The organism is Nannocystis sp. RBIL2, from assembly GCF_026626745.1.
In the GTDB taxonomy this organism is placed as follows: domain Bacteria; phylum Myxococcota_A; class Polyangia; order Nannocystales; family Nannocystaceae; genus Nannocystis.
This window is the reverse complement of the sequence record NZ_JAPNJW010000002.1, coordinates 5,284,626-5,301,038: the sequence shown is the minus strand read 5'-3', so window position 1 is coordinate 5,301,038 and position 16,413 is coordinate 5,284,626. Positions and strand designations below refer to the sequence as shown.

The window sequence follows — 16,413 nt, the reverse complement described above, 5'->3', positions numbered from 1 at the left end:
CCGCATGACCTTCGGGACATGTTCTCAGGGGAATGTCGTGACCACGAGCGGGGTCGGGTCGCCCCGCGCGTTCGGTTCGTTTTCGAGCCGCGGCGGCGCCGGGCTCGGCGGGACGCTCGCGGGTGTTTCCGGTAAGGTGGGATCGACGTGACGAACGCGGTCCTGCGGGTGCGAGCGGCGTTGTCGCGGGCCGTCCGGGCCGGTGTCCGCGAGGACACCTCCCGCGAAGACGGGCGGCGGATCCGCCTGCAGAACGCGCTGGCGCTGCTCGGGATCGTGATGAGCTGCGTCGGCCACGTCGGCACCGGCAGGCCGCTCGACCCCGAATTGCTGGTCCACCTGACCGTCACCGTCGGCGGCCTCGCGGCAGTGTTCGCCCTGCACGTCCGCGGCCGCCCGCGCGACGCGGCGCTGGCGTTCCACGGGACGCTCATGACGTCGATCCTGATGGGCTCGTGGACCATCGGGCTCGACTACGGCAACTTCTTTTTGCTGATCCTCGGGGCGGCGCTGCCGTTCCTGCTGTTCCCCACCCGCGAGCAGACGGCGGCGCTGGGCACGGCGTTGGCGGCGTCGATCTGCCTGGCGGTGCTGGTCTACGGCTGGGACCTCGACGGCGACCTGGCCCGCCGTGTGGCGCTGTACGGGCCTTATCAGTATCTGCATCAGGCGATGCTGGTGGCGGTGATCCTGCTGGTCGGCTACGGCTCGCGCTCGTTCAACGCGCTGGCCGAGGACGACCTCGAGCTCGAGCGGGCCAAGTCGGAGCGGCTGCTCCGCAGCGTGTTTCCGGAGGAGATCGGGCGCCGCTTGCAGGCGGGCGAGCAGGAGATCGCGGAGCGCCACGGCGACGCGTCGGTGCTGTTCTGCCGGGTGATCGGGCTCGACCGCCCTGCCGAGGGCCAGTCATCGGAGGCCTACCTGGCGCGGCTGCACGCGGTGATCGCCGCGATCGACCGCCGCTGCGCCGAGTTCGGGGCCGAGAAGATCAAGACCACGGGGACCAGCTTCGTCGCCGCGGCCGGGCTGCCGGTGTACCGCCCCGACCACGCGGAGGTGCTGGTGGCGCTGGCCCTGGCGCTGCGCGAAGAGTTCGCGGCGACGCCGGGGATCGCGGTGCGCATCGGGGTCAACTCGGGGCCGGTGGTGGCCGGGGTGATCGGCCAGGTGCGCCCGATCTACGACCTGTGGGGCGACACCGTCAACACGGCCCAGCGCATGGAGATGCACGGGCTCGCCGGCGAGGTCCACGTCTCGCCGCTGACGTTCGCCAAGGTCAACCACCGCTTCGAGTGCAGCGGCCGCGAGAGCGTGGAGATCAAGGGCAAGGGAGCGATGAAGACGTACTTCGTCCGCGGGGCGCGCAAGGCAGGGCGCTCGCCGTGACGATCGGTCGACTGCTGCGATTGGGGCTCGCGCCGCAGGCCGCCCCGCTGGAGCGCCAGCACGTGGTGTTCCTCCACGGGCTGTGCCTGCTGGCGATCGGCTTCACGATGATCACGGTGCTGCTGAGCGTCACCTACGGGGCGACGTCGCCAGGCGCGGTGGCCTACGCGCTGTCGGCGGGGATCGTGCCGCCGGCGCTGTCGCTGTCGCTGTCGGCGCGCGGACACCACGCGCCGGGGGCGGTGATCTTCACGCTCTACACGCTGCTGTCGACGGCGGGCGCGGCGTCGCTGTTCGGGCCGAGCTACGGGCTGCAATACTGGTACATGCCGGTGATCGTGCTGACGTTCATGCTGTTCCCGAGCGCGCGCCGGCGGACTGCGCTGGTGGTGGCGGGCCTCAACGCGGCTGCGTTCCTCGGCTTCTGCCTCGCGTTCGAGGTCATCCCGGCGATGGTGCTGGCGCCCGAGGACATGCGCAGCAACTTCCAGATCAACATCTCGCTGGTGGCGGTGGCGACGGCGGTGGCGACGTACTACGCGCAGCGAGTGACCGCGCGGACCCGCGACGAGCTGCGGGCGCTGCGGCAGCGCACCGACGCGCTGCTCGGGACGGTGCTGCCGGCCGAATTCGTGGCGACGCTGCGCGAGGGCGGCGAGGGGGTCGGCCGCCGTCACGCGCCGGTCAGCGTGGTGGTGTGCGACATCGCCGGTTTCACTCACCTGGCCGAAGAGGCAGCCGCGGAGGACATCGTCCGCGTGCTCAACGCGACCTTCGGCGCGTTCGATGCGGTATGCGAGGAGCGCGGCGCCGACAAGGTGAAGACGGTCGGCGACGCCTACGTGGCGGCGGTCGGCCTGACGGACGGGGCGCCGCCGGCCCGCGCTGCCGTCGACCTGGCGCTGCGCATGCGCGCCGCGGTCGAGCGCGTCGAGGCCTGCCAGGCGCGGGAGATCCGCGTGCGCATCGGCGTCGGCACCGGCGAGGTGATCGCCGGCGTGGTCGGCACCAACAAGCTGGCCTATGACATGTGGGGCGCGGCGATCGAGGCGGCGTTCGCCATGGAAGAGCGCGCTGCCCCCGAGCAGATCGTGGTCGACGCGGCGACCTGGGCCGAGCTGACTGCCGAGGAGCGCGCAGCGGTGATCCGCGGCGAACCCGAGGGCTATCGCAGCCCGGCGACCGCCGCGGTGCCGGCTTGAAATTTTAATTGAGGGAGTGAGCCGGAGTCGAGCGAACAGGGGCCGTAAAAGGCCGCGACGAGAATCAGACTACGCGTAGAGCAGGCCTCGCCTGCCCAGCAAATATTACTCTACAGGATCGCCAGCACCTGTCCCGCTCGGCGTTACGTCGTTCCCGATGCAGCGTGGATCGAGCAGTTGCTGATCGTCACCCAGGCCATCTCCATCGCCGACGTACCTGCGCTCGAAGGCCTCGACTGGACGGCGAGCCCCGCCGCGCAGACCACCCTGTCGGAGCGTGTTCGTCGGGCACTCCGCGAATGAGCCGAGACTGTGGGCCGTCGGGTGGGCGCTCGAGGGGGTCTTGCTGAGCTGTCGGGACTGCTTCCGTCGAGTCGAGGAGGCGATCGAGGTCCACCGCCGCGAGCTGCCGCCGACCGTGACGCCTCGACAATTCGAGGAGAGGGTCGCGCGCTATCAAAGGATCGGGGACACAAAGCACGACTCACCCAATCGGATCACCTCGTACTCGCCGTTCTCCGCCCCCTCGGCGAAGGTCTCGAGCCAGTCGAGCAGCGAGCCTGAGATTGCATACAGCTGCGGGTAGTCGGGGCTCGAGCCGAAGAGACGTCCCGTAGCGGCACAAATCACCCACACGTCCCATCGGCCGCTCTTGCCGATCGTCAACCATTCGTCCGACGCGAGCTCCTCTTCCGTCACCTCGACGAGGTCGTCGGGTGCATCACGGAGCATCGGGAGCGTCGACAAGAAATCGTGGCTCACGCTCGCCGCCGTCGCAGGGCTGAGAAGGTCGTGAGATCCCAGAAAGGGATGCGTCTTCTCCACGTTCTGACCCCCGTGGAGCAACCAGAGCTCACGTAAGTCATCGGGTATCGCTAAACCGAGGACTTTCGCGCACGCAGCAATTTCTTCGACGGACGTGGGGGGTGCGAGGTTGTCGACAATGCCCTCCGCGTTGTTGGAGCGCAGCCACGCTTTGATCCGTCCGAGGGCTGTCCTCATTCGTTCGGCACGAGCGCTCCGGCTCGCGTCCGTCGTTTCCGTGACTTGCATTTCCCGGGACCTCCTGGTGGAGGCCTGCTTGACCGCGGGCTTCATGGTCGCGGGCTTCATGGTCGCGGGCTTCATGGTCGCGGGCTTCATGGTCGTGGACTGGCCTGGAGAGCGATCGGAGCCTGCGGGCGCCCGAGGGGCAGCCGAAGCGGAGCGCGGTGGCCTGTCCGAAGGGTCAGCCGAAGCGGAGCGGGCGGAGCAGGCCGAGGCCGCCGGTCTTCAGCTTGTAGCGCGTCTTGCCGAGGACCAGCATGACGATGCCGCCGGCGAGGGCGGCGGCGCCACCGACGAGCAGGCCGATCGGCGCCCCGTACTTCGGCGGTTCGGCCGGCCCTTCGCCGAGGATCTCGTCGCGATCGGCCCGGCTCTTGGAGAGGACGAAGAGCCCGCCGCCCAGCGCCATGAGGGCGAGGCCGACGCTCATCGTGATGATTCCGCCGGTCCGCAGGCCCCTGCGGCCCGGCTTGACGACCGCGGTGACGTCGCCGCGCGCGTCCGTGAGGTTGAACCGGTTCGAGGTGGTGAGGCCCTCGCCGCCGAAGAAGTACGAGCTGCCGCCGCTCGTGTCGATGACCTTGCCGCACGGGGCCGCGCACACGGGGCGGTAATGGATGCCGTGGACGGTGACGTTGGCGCCGTGGGCGACCATCTCGCCGGTGATCTCGTAAAGATGGACCGAGGCGGGCTTGGTGGACTCGATATGGAGGCGCGGACCGTAGACCGGCGCTGGCTCCTCGCGCGGGGCCGGGGCAGGGGCCGCGACTGCGCCGATCTCGGTGCGCTGGCCGCCCTGCTCGTAGGCGGCGATATCCGACCAGGCAAAAGTCTTGCGGTCGCCGGTCGCGGCCGAGACGATCGTCAACGAATCATTCGGTAAGACCTCGAGGATCGAGCCCTGGACCATGCCGCCGTTGACCAGGTGGACGCGGTCGGCGGGCTGCTCCGCGGACGTGGAGACGACCTCCACGGGCTGGGCGTGGGCGGGCAGACTGGCGAAAAACAGGGTGAGGACGACGAGCGATGCGCTCGCTCGCTGCAGGCATGTCAACATCGGCGGATGATACCGGGCTCGTCCACGCCCGCAACGGCTTTGTGTTTCCTCTGTGCAAACGACCAGGTCGGACGGAAGGACGAACGGTGCTACCTCCGCGGGCTCAGCTCTCCTTGGCGTCGGCGCGGACGAGGGCCTCGGCGCGGCGCACCAGCGCCCAGCCCTGTTCACGGAACTTGCACTGGGTGACCGCGGCGCGCAGGGCCTCGATGCAGCGCTTGCTCTGCAGGGTCTGGGCGCGGCGGTGGAGGTCCGAGAGCTCGCGGAGCGCCATCTTGCGGTCGCGCTCGGTCATCTTGGCGTTGACCTGGCCGACGTAGCGGATGATCCGGTCGACGAACGGGCTCCAAGCCTCGGGCGCGACCTCGCCCGAGAACGCGCGCAGCTCGAAGATCACGCCGCGGTCGCAGGGGTCCTGCTCGCCGAGATCGTCGGTCTTGTCGAGCTCGCCCATCGTCTTGAGGATGGGCACCGCGGTCTCCGCCTGGGTCAGCAGGTCACGCCCGTCGAAGATCGCCGCGAGCCAGGCGCCGCGCGTGACCGGCACGGTGGTGCGGTGGTTCGGGTGAAAGGCCAGGAACTCGAGCGGCTTGCCGGCGCGGTGCAGCCTCTCCAACGCGTGCGTGAAGTGTTCGCGGCTCATGCGGTTCGAGAAGCGAGCCTGCAGGACACGGAGGCCGGCGTCGAAGCGCGCGAGGCGCTTCCGCCGCTTGCGGGTCAAGAGGCTCGACTTCCCTTCGATGTAGAACGCGTACGCGGCGTCGATCTTGGGCTCGCGCTCCCAGTCCCAGTCGTCGAACAGCGCGGTCACGGGCCCGGTGTCTTCTTCGGGGCGGAGCTCGCGCGGCCAGCCGAGCCCGAAGAGGTCGAGCTCCTCGCCGTTCGGCAGCGGGCGCGCGTCGAAGATCTGGTTGAACACCCACGGCGCCGGGTCCATGTCGCCGAGGGCGAGCTCGCAGAACTGCTCCTTCGTCAGCCAGGCGCGCTCGGGGACGAGCTTGAACATGCGGGCGAAGTTGGTCCGCGCCATGAGATCGAGCTGTCCCTTGGGCGGGTGGAGGTTCGTGCGTACGGTGTCGTCGACCCCGCCCTTGCCGACGTAGAGGTAGTACCGCAGCACGAACAGGAAGCCCGCGAGCTCGGGGCTGATGCAGCCGTGCGGGCTGTCTCCGAAGTCTCCCAGGTGCGTCGTCACGACCTGCTCGACCCAGCGGCCTACGGCGGTGATCGTCGCGCTGGTCACGTTCGTGGTCCCGATGGCGGCGCAGGTGGAGAACAGCTTGGGGATCGCCGCCAGCGGGACCCCGAGCGTCGCCTGAAAGGTGCCGCGGAACTCGAGGTTCGGCGCCCCGACCTCGCGGTAGCCGATCGCGTATTTCGCGTCGGTGACGAGGTCCCCCGCATGCTCGAGCTGGGCCAGCGCCGTCAGCCGCGAGCACGCCCCGCCGGCGTCGATCGCGGCGCGCAGCTCGATCGCCAGGGCGGACAATTCGCGGACGGCTCGCTGCAAATTGCCGGGGGCGTCCTCCTTCACGGCGTGCGGCGGGTCCGTCACGAACTCGAGCTTTCCGCTGAGCTCGGCCTGCAGCTCGTAGTACCCGTCGTCCTTGACCACCACGTCGTGCGTGCCGCGCAGCGGGTGCCACTCGTCGCCCTGCCGCACCTCGACGAAGTAATTCGCGACCTCGATCTCCACGCCGATGTTGTGGTGATGCTGCCTCGGATCGACCTCGAACTGGCGCGCCTCGCTCCGCTCGCGCCAGCGCACCGGCTCGCGCTCGAGCTTGTTTTGCCGCTCTCGGCTGACCGCCGCCTGACGGCGCGTGGGGAGGACGCCTGCGATCGCCGCGTCGACGCGCCGCTGGCTGATGGCCGGCTTGCCGCCGCTGCTGGAGCCGACGCTCGCCAGCATCCCGCGGGCGTCCGCGTAGCGGATCTCGAGCTCGAGGCCGGTGTCGTCGTGGACGATCGTGAACGTGTGCTCGCCGGCCGAGACCAGCGTCACCTGGCTGCCGACCGGGAGCTCGCGCCCGTCGGGGAGCGAGATCGGCTCCTGCAGCGCGTATTGGGCCATGTCAGCTCCCGTGGGCCGCGACGAGGCGCGCGCGGGTCGGCGGATCGGCCTCGCCCGTCGGCGCGAGCCCATGGTCGAGCTGGAAGCTCTTCAAGGCGCGGTGGAGCTGCTCCGGCTCCGACTCCGTCGGCCAGAGGTACTCGAGGTTCTCGAGCCGCTGCCGCACGCCCTCGAGCTCCGAGGCAGGCTGGAGTTCGCCGAGCTGCAGCGCGTAGACCTCGACGGCGTCATCGGACTCGATCGTGAGCGTCCCCTCGGCGGCGCCCCGCGGCAGCCAGACGTGTAGGTCGCCGTTCGCGTCGGTCTCGCCGGCGAACTCCCTCGCGCCGAGGCCGAGGCGGTAGCGCGTGTGTGCTCGCGGCTCGCCGTCGTCCAGCAGGCGCAGGCGCAGGGCGATCGGCACGCCGCGGCGCTTGAACCGGTGTTGCCGGTCGGTCACGCATTCGACCGCCTTGGCTCGCGGCGCGGGGATCGTCAGCACGTCGCCCGGCGCGAGCACCTGGCCGTCGTCGCGACGCTGCCGCAGCTCGCGGTTGTCGGGGTGGTCCCACAGCGTCTCGGGCGCGAGCCCGTGCTCCTCGGCGAGCGACGCCACGCAATCGCCCGGGCGCACGCGATGCCGTCGAGACATGGCGGCACGATATCAGCGGCGCGAGCCACGTCAAGGCCGGCCTGCGGGCCGCCTCCGTCGCAGCGGCTCATGGCGTCGCTTCGGTGCGCGCGCCCTCGCGGCGACAGGGGGCGGACGAGCGCGCCCTCGTGATCGAACGAGATGTCCTTAAAGACATATGCCAACAATGTCGGCCGACCGACCTTCGATTCGTCGGGGTTCTCGGGGGAGTGTCTCCGCGGGGCGCCTCTGTCGGAGTTCTCGCCTTCATGCTCGCCACGCTCGCCGGCGTGGGCGGTCGCTGAGGGCGCGCGGCGACCTGCGCGGGGAGCTCATCGAGGATCGGTGCGCGCTGGCCCGACGAGCTCGCCTCACGTCGGCGTCCCTGGCGCGACATCACCTTCGGGACATGTGCATGAACGCGGCGCGCCGCGAGCGGATGTCCGTGCGGACATGCCGGTCGCGGCGCGCGGGGGCCCGGTCAGGGGCGCTGGGTTCAGGCCGGCTTGATCTGGCAGGTGCTGCTGCAGAACGAGCCCTGGGTGCCGTTCTGGGCGCCCTGGTCGCACATCTCGGTCACGCCGCCGCCGTTCTTGGGGTCGTTCTGGATGATGCCATCGCCGCAGAAGGTCCGCTTGCAGGCGGTGCTGCACTCGTCGGCGTTGGACTGGTCGGCGTCGTCGCACTCCTCGGCCTGGCCGTTGCCGTTGGGGGCCTGGACGATGCCGTCGCCGCAGGTGGTCTTGGCGCAGGTGGTGGTGCAGGCGTCGGCGTTCGACTGGTTGCCGTCGTCGCACACCTCGTTTTGGTTGTTGCCGTTGGGGGTCTGCTTGACGCCGTCGCCGCAGGTGGTCTTCTTGCAGGTGGCGTTGCACGCCTTGTCGTTGGCGTTGTTGGCCCCGTTGTCGCACTGCTCGTTGTAGGGCGCGCCCGGCTGGACGATGCTGTCGCCGCAGGTCGGGGTCTTGCAGGCGTTGCTGCAGGCGTCGTCGTTGACGTTGTTGCCGTCGTCGCACTGCTCCTGGTTCTGCGGCTGCTTGTAGCCGTCGCCGCACTTGGCGGGGACGCAGAAGACGGTGCAGAGGTCGGTGTTGTCGACGTTGCCGTCGTCACAGGTCTCGCCGGCCTGCGGCTGGGTGATGCCGTCGCCGCACTTGGCCGCCTTGCACGTGTTGGTGCAGAGGTCGGAGTTGACGTTGTTGCCGTCGTCGCACTCCTCCTGGCCGACCCACGTCTTGCCGTCGCCGCACTTGGCCGGCACGCAGGTCGACAGGCACGCCTTGCTGTCGCCGTTGTTGAGGCCGTCGTCGCAGGTCTCGTTGTTGCTCGGCTGGATGAAGCCGTCGCCGCACTTCGGGGTCAGGCAGGCGGTGGTGCAGGTGCCGGTGTTGCTGTTGAGGCCGCCGTTGTCGCACTGCTCGCCCGGCTGGATGAAGCCGTCGCCGCACTTGGCCATCTTGCACACGTTGGTGCAGGAGTCGTTGTTGTTCTGGTTGCCGTCGTCGCAGGCCTCGCCGGGGCCGACGTGGCCGTCGCCGCAGAACTGCTTGGTGCAGTCGGCCTTGCAGGTGCCGCTGTTGGAGTTGTTGACGCCGTCGTCGCACTCCTCGTGGTTCTGCCAGATCAGGCCGTCGCCGCACTTGGCGGCGGTGCAGACGAGGGTGCACGCCCCGGCGTTGTTGTTGCCGGGGCCGAGGTCGCACTGCTCGTCGAGGCTCGGCTGGACGATCGCGTCGCCGCACTTCGGCAGGGCGCAGGCGTCGGTGCAGCCGTCGTCCTGGTTGCCGTTCTTGCCGTCGTCGCACTGCTCGCCCGGGTCCACGACGTCATTGCCGCACTCCTCGAGCTTGCACAGCGAGGTGCAGCCGTCGCCGCCCTGGTTGTTGCCGTCGTCGCACTGCTCGGTCGGGCTCTTGTCGCCGTCGCCGCAGGTGTTCTGCTTGCACTGGGCGTTGCACTGCTGGCCCGGGCCGTTGCCCGCGCCGAGGTCACACTCCTCGTCGCCGCTGCCGGTGTTGTGGAGGTGGCCGTCGCCGCACACCGCGGGCTGGCAGGTGAGCGTGCAGTCGCCGGTGTTCGAGTTGTTGGCGCCCTGGTCGCACTGCTCGCCGTTGCTGTTCTGGACGAAGTTGTCGCCGCACTTGGCCGCGGTGCAATTGTTGGTGCACTCGTCGTCGTTGCTCTGGTTGCCGTCGTCGCACTGCTCCTGGGCGGAGATGATGCCGTCGCCGCAGCTGGCCAGGGCGCAGACGTTGGTGCAGGTGTCGGCGTCGTTCTGGTTGCCGTCGTCGCAGCCCTCGCCGGGGCCGACCTTGCCGTCGCCGCAGAACGCCTTCGTGCAGTCGGGCTTGCACGAGTTCATGTCGCCGTTCTCGGCCCCGTTGTCGCACTCCTCCCCCGGGCCGATGTACGTGTCGCCGCAGAAGTTGAGCATGCAGCCGAGCTTGCACTCGTTGCCGCTGCCGTTGTTCGGGCCGCTGTCACATTCCTCGCCCGGGTCGAGGATGCCGTCGCCGCAGCCGCCGCCGCCGATGCCCGTGGTCGTGTCGTCAGGCATCGTGTCGCTCGAGTTCGAGTCGGAGATGCCCATGCCGCTGGTGGTCGGCACGCCCGAGTTCGATTCGGAGATGCCCGCGGTGCCGTCGGTCGCCTCGCTGGCCGACATGCTCGCGCTGCCGACGGTCGGCTCGGTCATGCTTCCAGACGTCACGTCGGTGCCGGTGCCGGAGTTCGACGCGCTGTTGGAATTGGAGCTGTTGCTGTTGTCGCCGCAGGCCACGAGACCGACGGCGGACAGACAGAGGGGAGCGACGAGCTTCAACAAGAAAGCACGAGAGCGGGACATGCGAGCCTCGATTGGACGAGTGATGAAGAAACCAGGTGGTTCGTAGCGGCCCGGGACAAAAGGCCCATGGGCAGCAGTGGTAGCGACGCGGTGGATCCGTCTGGATCGTCGGAATTACGAAACCGTACCCGAGAACGGGCACGGCGTCGTCACGGAGCAAAATCGCACGCGCACGTCGGGCGCGAGGCCGTCACGCGCGCGAGTTTTTTAATAGCGCGAAGGCGGCGGCGGAGCAGGCGGCGGCGGCGTGTACGGTGCGTAAGGCTGGCCCTTGGGGTCGGGGCCCGAGGGCAGGCGCGGAACGACGACTTGCAGCTCCGACAGCGGCCGGTCGACGCGGCCCAGATCGACGTACGCGCGGTCCTTCATGATGACGAACGGGTGTTCCATGAAGGCGAGGCCGCCCTTGCCGTCGTGCTGCACGGCCTGCAGCTTGCCCATGCCGTAGCCCATCGGCCCGCGGCTGTAATAATGCGCCTGGAGCACGTACGGGAAGGCCGCGGCGTTGCCGGGGATCGTGAAGCATTCAGGGCCGTAACCCGTGGTCACGTCGGCGTACAGGCGGCCACCCGTGGGCAGCTGCTTCTGGCTGAAGAAGGCGTGGCCGCCCTTGCCGTCGTAGATGTGGAAGTCGACGTCGTTGGCGTCGGTCTCCCAATTGAGAACGAAGCGGAGCGAGGGGCTGCGGTCGGGGGTGACCCCGGCAGCGGCGATCGCCGACTGCGCGGCGGCGTCACCCGGGCGGGCGGCGAGCCAGGCGGCCGCGATCAGGGCGAGGTCCTCCTCGAGGATCTGCTGCACGCCCGCGAAGCGGCCGCTGGGGTAGCTGCGACGGGCGCCGGCGAGCGCGGCCGCGAAGGCCTCGGCGTGCCGGCCGGCCTTGAGCAGCGCAAAGGCGTAGAGCCGGTGACTGGCAGGATGGTCGGGCCGCTGTGACACGGCCTGCGCATAGGTGTCGATCGCAAGTTGCAGACCGACGTCGCCGAGCGCCTCGAGCCGCTCGCCGGCCATGCGTCGGATGTCCGTCCGCCCGGGGAACAGGTCGATCAGCGAGCCGTAGGCGCGGGCCGCGAGGGCGCGGTCGCCGACCGCCTCCGCCGCCTCGCCGAGGCCGAGCAGCGCGAGCTCGTCGCCAGGATTGCTGTCGCGCCAGGCCCAGGCCTTGGCCAGTCCGTCGGCGGCGCGGCCGGCGCGAACCTCGACCATGACGTCGGCGAAACGTCCCTCCCAGGCGTCGGCCGGCTTGGGCTGCTCGAAGGTGGGCTGCGGCGTCGGGTTCCAGGGCGGAGCCTCGTGGAAGTGGTCGGGGTGCGGGGGTCGCCGGGAGGCGGCGCGGGTCGATGCCGGGCGGCGGGCGTCCTCTGCGACCTCGCGCATGACCGGGTCGGGCGAGGCCTCGCTGGCGACGACGCGGGCGGGCGCGGCGGGCTCGGCCATGGGCATCGGCTCGGGGGGCGGCGGCGGAGCCGCGTGTGAGGGACCGTCGTTCGCCGCTTCGTCACGCGGAGCCGCAGCGAAGGGATCGCGAGCGTCAGCCTCGGGCGCTCCGCCGGGCGCGGCGCTGCCGCCGATCGCCCGCTCCTCCTCGAGCTCCAAGTTGCCGCCGCGATCGCCGTCGGCCAGAGCGTCGGCCGGCTTGGGCAGCGGCATCGCGTCGCGCTTGGTATCGGCGGTCGACTCGAAGTTGGCGGCGGTGGCGGTGGCCGCGGATTCTTTCTTGGCCTTGCTCTTCTCGCCGCCGAAGAACCACCCGAGCGGGCCGTCTTCCTGGGCCTCGCCGTCGCCGCGGTTGCGCGCGACGGGCTCCTCGGCTGCGATCGGCTGGGCGACGACGGGCTTGTCGGGCAAGCGCGTGCGGTCGACGACGGCGACGCCGTCCGGGCCGACGGTGAGGATCTCCGCCAGCGCGGTGCGATCGATGCCGAAGCGCTGGTAGTCCCAGTCGGTCTCGAGCACGAGCAGCGCGGTGTAGTCGGACAGCACGCGGTAGCGGGTCGAGAGGCCGATGATCTGCTGCTTGAGGTCGGCCTTGGCCTTGGCGTCGCCGGCGGCCTCGTGGCCCATCATGGCGGTGAGGCGGTCGATGCTGGCCCGGATCCACGCGCGCTCGAGCAGCGGGCGCTCGCCGGTGCCGAGCTTGACGTCGCGGACATCCTCGCCGCGCTCGCCGAGCTCGACGCGCATCGGCTTGTCGACGGGGAGGTCGGCGAACACGAGGAACTGATCGCCGGGCTGCACCGCGGCGAGCGTCTGCGGCCACACCCACGTGGCCCCAGGGACATGTACCTTGACACCGGCCTGGGTGGCCCGCACGAGCCGCGAGGCGACCAGAGGGGCGGGCAGGCGGGCGTCGACGAGGATGCCGGCGTTCTGCAGGCCGGCGGTGGTGAGCTGGCGCAGCGCGGCCTCGTCGCGCAGGCCGCCGTCGACGACGGCGTCGAGGCGATGCACGCCGGCGCGGCCGAGCTCCTGCACTGCGGTGCGCAGGCCGTCGCGCTCGAGGGCGCCGGCGGTGGCGACGCCGTCGCCGACGAGGATGACGCGGTCGTGGACCTTCGACTGGTTGGCGGCCCAGCGCAGCGCGCCGGCGAGGTCGGAGGCGCCGAGGGCCCCGCGCTTCAAGATCGCGTTCTGGGCGTCGGCGCTGAAGCTGCTGGCGGTGCCGGAGAAGACCTGCTCGACGCCCTGGTCGAAGCAGGCGACGGTGAGCGGGAAGTCGACGCCGGCGGCGCCGCGCAGCTCGGCGACGAGCTGGCCGAGGCGCGCGACCTGACCCTTGAAGTCGAGGGCCCGCGAGGCGCTGGTGTCGAACAGCAGGGTGACGCCGGTGACGGGGACCTGGGGCAGCTTGACGTCGGGGGTGATGCGGGCGACCGCGAGGCGGTCGTAGCGGAGGCCGACCTCGGGGGCGCGCCGGCTGGTGGCGAGCTCGAGGTCCTGCTGCGGCATGAAGTTGGTCTCGTGGATCCGGGTCTTCTCGTGCACGCCGCCGCCCTTGGGCACGACGACCTCGACGTCGAGGTCCTGCAGCTGGGGCAGGCCGCGCAGGTAGACGCGGTACGGCTCGCTGCTCGAGGTCAGCTCCTCGGAGTAGGAGACGATGATCTCCTTGACGCCGCGCGCGGGGATCGGGAACACGCGCGCGCTGAAGCGGTTGCCGGCGCTCTTCTCGAGCAGGGCCGGATCTTGGCGGCGGTGGAGGAAGTCCTCGTAGGCCTGACGCGCGGCCTGGAGCTCGACGACCTCGGCCTCCTGCCAGCGACCGTCGATCAACATCGCGAACCGCGAGATCGCCGAGTTCGGCGGGAGGTTGATCTCGAAGCGGCCCTCGATCACGCGATCGTTGGGGTTCTGGAAGGCGAGGTGGAGCTCGGTGAAGGCGAGCGGGTCCTCGACGACGGCGCGGCTCTTGACGCTGAGGAGCTTGAGGCCGGTGCCGTCCTGGGTGGTGAGCGAGAAGGGGGCGACGCCGGCGCTCGGCTGAGGATCGGGGGCGCGCCACTCGAGCTTGCACTCGTCTTTCGCCGGCGATTGCGAGGTGTTGGCGGAGTCCGAAGGGCCCGGGCGGCCGGTGCAGGCGACGAGGCCGGCGAGGCCGAGGCAGACGACGAGCGGGATGTGACGGCGCATGATCTCTCCGGTGATGGCGAGGGTATCGTTCGCCGGCCTGCAACGCGATCGTCGGCGCCGCGGGTCTTCCCGCGCACACGCCCGAGACCGGCGTGCACGAGGGCGATGAATGCTGTTCTCGCGCGGACTCGTCGGCGCGCGCCGGACCGCCGCCGCCGCTTACAGGGCCCTTCGGGCAGATCGCTCACGCGGGTGTGCGAGCGGGCGCACGCGCGCGGATGCTTGCCACGGGCGGATCCGGCGCTCACCTTTCGCGCCCATGTCGTCCCGCCCGCTTCTTCCCGAGTCCTCGCTCGCGCCGCACGTGCGCGAGCAGATCCAGAGCTTCCACCGCAACGTCGTCGACGCGGTCACTGCGGCGATCGCCCGCGACCCAGTGGTGGTCGTCGGCATGGCCCAGAACCCGTTCGTGAAGAAGGCCCGCCGGGCGCTCGAGGCCGCAGGCGTGCCGTTCACGTACCTCGAGTACGGCAGCTATCTGAGCCAGTGGAAGGAGCGCCTGGCGATCAAGCTGTGGTCGGGCTTCTCGACGTTCCCGCAGGTGTTCGTGCGCGGCACGCTGATCGGCGGCTTCACGGACGTCGAGCGCATGCTCGCCGACGGCAGCTTGCAGAGGCTGCGAGACACGCACTGACACGAATTTCGTCGGTCGTAACCGCGCCCCTCGGCGCGGCTGCACTCGCAGATCGCGGGGCCGTCGGCCCCCGTAGCGTCGCTACCAGTCCATCGGGGATCGCCCACGGTTGACATCGCCGGCTGCTGCCGGGACATTGCGTCCGTATGGCTCAGCGACGACGAGCGCTTTGGTGGCGGTCCATGGCGGCCTGGCCCTTGGGACTTTGCCTGTCAGTCGGGTGTTACTCCGGCGTGTCGGGGCAACAGACCGACGGTGATCCCACCGAGGGATCCGGCGGCCCAGGTGGTGCGACCGAAGGCGGTGGCAACAGCGACACGGCTGCGACGACGAACAACCAGCCGACCGACGGCGGCCCCGACTCCGACACCGACACCGGCGGCACGGAGCTGGGCGAGCTGCCGGAGTCGTCGCGGGTGCCGCGGCTGTCGCATCGGCAGTGGGAGAACTCGATCCGCGACCTGCTGCTGCTCGACCAGACCATCGGCAAGTCGTCGCTGTTCATCGGCGACCCGATCAGCGGCGGCTACGACAACAACAGCGAGAAGCTGGTGGTGTCGGCGACGCTGTGGACCGACTACCAGCGCGCGGCCGAGGAGATCGCCGAGCAGGTGATCGGCGACGCCGAGCTGGTGGCGCTGCTGGTCCCGAGCGAGGGCGACAGCGACGCGCGCGGGCGCGGCTTCATCGAGTCGTTCGGGCCGCGGGCGTATCGCCGCCCGCTGACGCCGGAGGAGATCGATCGCCACATGCAGGTGTTCCACGAGGGCGTGGCCCTCGGCGGCGGCGACCCGGTGCTCGAGGGCGTGCGCGTGGTGATGCAGACGTTCCTGCAGTCGCCGTACTTCCTGTACCGCGTCGAGTTCAGCGACGTCGCCGACCCTGACGGCAACATCCCGCTGAACAGCTACGAGGTGGCGTCGAAGCTGTCGTACATGCTGTGGGACACGATGCCCGACGAGGAGCTGTTCGACGCCGCGAAGAACGGCTCGCTCGACTCGGTCGCCGGCATCGAGGCCCAGGCCGCGCGCATGCTCGACGACCAGCGCGCGCACGACATGGTGGCGTCGTTCCACTTCCAGACGCTCAAGGTCGACAGCTACTCGAAGATCAACAAGAGCGCCGACAAGTTCCCCGAGTTCGCTGAGTCGATGCGCGACATGATGGTCCAGGAGACCATGATGTTCGTCGACGACGTGGTGTTCTCGCACGAGCTCGGCGACCTGGCGACGCTGCTGGCGGCGCCGTACAGCTTCGTCAACGCGACGACGGCGGCGCTCTACGGGGCGCAGGGGCAGTTCACCGACCAGCTCGTCAAGGCCGACCTCGACCCCAGCCAGCGCGCCGGCGTGCTGACGCAGCTCGGGTTCCTGGCGGCCAACGCGAGCTCGACCCAGAACGACCCGATCCACCGCGGCGTGTTCCTCAACCTGCAGATCCTGTGCACCGGGCTGCCGCCGCCGCCCAACAACGTGCCGCCGCCGCCGCCGGCGATGGAGGGCGAGTCGCTGCGCGAGCTGATCGACCGCCACACCGGCATCGGCACCTGCGGCGAGGCGTGCCACGGCTACCTGATCAACCCGCTCGGGTTCGCGATGGAGCAGTACGACCCGCTCGGCCGCTGGCAGACGATGGACGCCGGCAAGCCGGTCGACGCGACGGGCTCGTTCAACTTCGTGCAGGGCAAGCAGAGCTTCAACGGCGGCGCCGAGCTGGCGAAGATCATCGCCAGCAGCGACGAGGCCCACCGCTGCTACGTGTCGCACCTGCTCGAGTACGGCTACGGCCGCGTGCCGAAGCTGCAAGACAACGCCGAGATCAAGCGCCTCGCCGAGGGCTCGCGCGACGGCATGTACTCGATCAAGGAGCTCATCGTCGAGCTGACGACGAGCGACGCGTTCCGCTTCCGCGCCCCGGTGAAGGAGTAA

General features: G+C 70.1%; 11 protein-coding genes. 5 read left to right on the top strand and 6 right to left on the bottom strand.

What is annotated here, in order from left to right:
• Positions 1 to 147: 147 nt before the first annotated feature.
• From OV090_RS51350 to OV090_RS45905, 3 genes are all read left to right on the top strand, one after another.
• Complete coding sequence (locus tag OV090_RS51350; RefSeq protein ID WP_267711362.1) at positions 148 to 1,386, top strand: adenylate/guanylate cyclase domain-containing protein; 1,239 nt, start codon at positions 148 to 150, stop codon at positions 1,384 to 1,386.
• Positions 1,383 to 2,588 carry an adenylate/guanylate cyclase domain-containing protein gene (locus OV090_RS51345; protein ID WP_267711361.1) on the top strand — a complete coding sequence of 402 codons (1,206 nt, stop codon included), beginning with the start codon at positions 1,383 to 1,385 and terminating at the stop codon, positions 2,586 to 2,588. The genes OV090_RS51350 and OV090_RS51345 overlap by 4 nt, the downstream gene beginning before the upstream one ends.
• Before the next feature lie 177 nt (positions 2,589 to 2,765).
• On the top strand, positions 2,766 to 2,891 hold the full coding sequence (locus OV090_RS45905) for a hypothetical protein (protein ID WP_267711360.1): 126 nt from the start codon (positions 2,766 to 2,768) through the stop codon (positions 2,889 to 2,891).
• Positions 2,892 to 3,044: 153 nt separating this feature from the next.
• Here the strand turns inward: OV090_RS45905 and OV090_RS45900 are convergent, their stop codons facing one another.
• The 6 genes from OV090_RS45900 to OV090_RS45875 all read right to left on the bottom strand — a co-directional run bounded on the left by OV090_RS45900 (position 3,045) and on the right by OV090_RS45875 (position 13,851).
• Positions 3,045 to 3,731, bottom strand: a complete 687-nt coding sequence (locus OV090_RS45900) for an SMI1/KNR4 family protein (protein ID WP_267711358.1) — start codon at positions 3,729 to 3,731, stop codon at positions 3,045 to 3,047.
• 85 nt (positions 3,732 to 3,816) lie between these two features.
• On the bottom strand, positions 3,817 to 4,692 hold the full coding sequence (locus OV090_RS45895; RefSeq protein ID WP_267711357.1) for a hypothetical protein: 876 nt from the start codon (positions 4,690 to 4,692) through the stop codon (positions 3,817 to 3,819).
• A 103-nt stretch (positions 4,693 to 4,795) separates the two neighbouring features.
• Positions 4,796 to 6,766, bottom strand: a complete 1,971-nt coding sequence (locus OV090_RS45890; protein WP_267711356.1) for a hypothetical protein — start codon at positions 6,764 to 6,766, stop codon at positions 4,796 to 4,798.
• A gap of 1 nt (position 6,767) precedes the next feature.
• Positions 6,768 to 7,397, bottom strand: coding sequence for a peptidoglycan-binding protein (locus OV090_RS45885; RefSeq protein ID WP_267711355.1), 630 nt, complete (start codon positions 7,395 to 7,397; stop codon positions 6,768 to 6,770).
• Between the two features lie 475 nt (positions 7,398 to 7,872).
• On the bottom strand, positions 7,873 to 10,221 hold the full coding sequence (locus OV090_RS45880; RefSeq protein WP_267711353.1) for a DUF4215 domain-containing protein: 2,349 nt from the start codon (positions 10,219 to 10,221) through the stop codon (positions 7,873 to 7,875).
• Positions 10,222 to 10,428: 207 nt separating this feature from the next.
• Positions 10,429 to 13,851 carry a VIT domain-containing protein gene (locus OV090_RS45875; RefSeq protein ID WP_267711352.1) on the bottom strand — a complete coding sequence of 1,141 codons (3,423 nt, stop codon included), beginning with the start codon at positions 13,849 to 13,851 and terminating at the stop codon, positions 10,429 to 10,431.
• Between the two features lie 259 nt (positions 13,852 to 14,110).
• Here OV090_RS45875 and OV090_RS45870 point away from each other — a divergent pair, with 259 nt between their 5' ends.
• A complete protein-coding gene (locus OV090_RS45870; protein WP_267711351.1) occupies positions 14,111 to 14,485 on the top strand; it encodes a glutaredoxin in 375 nt (124 codons plus the stop codon).
• A gap of 233 nt (positions 14,486 to 14,718) precedes the next feature.
• Positions 14,719 to 16,413, top strand: a complete 1,695-nt coding sequence (locus OV090_RS45865; protein ID WP_267711349.1) for a DUF1592 domain-containing protein — start codon at positions 14,719 to 14,721, stop codon at positions 16,411 to 16,413.

What these genes read in the sequence shown, in the direction of transcription:
- OV090_RS45900 (WP_267711358.1), bottom strand. Translation starts at nt 3,731, where the DNA reads ATGAAGCCCGCGACCATGAAGCCCGCGACCATGAAGCCCGCGACCATG.
- OV090_RS45895 (WP_267711357.1), bottom strand. Translation starts at nt 4,692, where the DNA reads ATGTTGACATGCCTGCAGCGAGCGAGCGCATCGCTCGTCGTCCTCACC.
- OV090_RS45890 (WP_267711356.1), bottom strand. Translation starts at nt 6,766, where the DNA reads ATGGCCCAATACGCGCTGCAGGAGCCGATCTCGCTCCCCGACGGGCGC.
- OV090_RS45885 (WP_267711355.1), bottom strand. Translation starts at nt 7,397, where the DNA reads ATGTCTCGACGGCATCGCGTGCGCCCGGGCGATTGCGTGGCGTCGCTC.
- OV090_RS45880 (WP_267711353.1), bottom strand. Translation starts at nt 10,221, where the DNA reads ATGTCCCGCTCTCGTGCTTTCTTGTTGAAGCTCGTCGCTCCCCTCTGT.
- OV090_RS45875 (WP_267711352.1), bottom strand. Translation starts at nt 13,851, where the DNA reads ATGCGCCGTCACATCCCGCTCGTCGTCTGCCTCGGCCTCGCCGGCCTC.
- OV090_RS45870 (WP_267711351.1), top strand. Translation starts at nt 14,111, where the DNA reads ATGTCGTCCCGCCCGCTTCTTCCCGAGTCCTCGCTCGCGCCGCACGTG.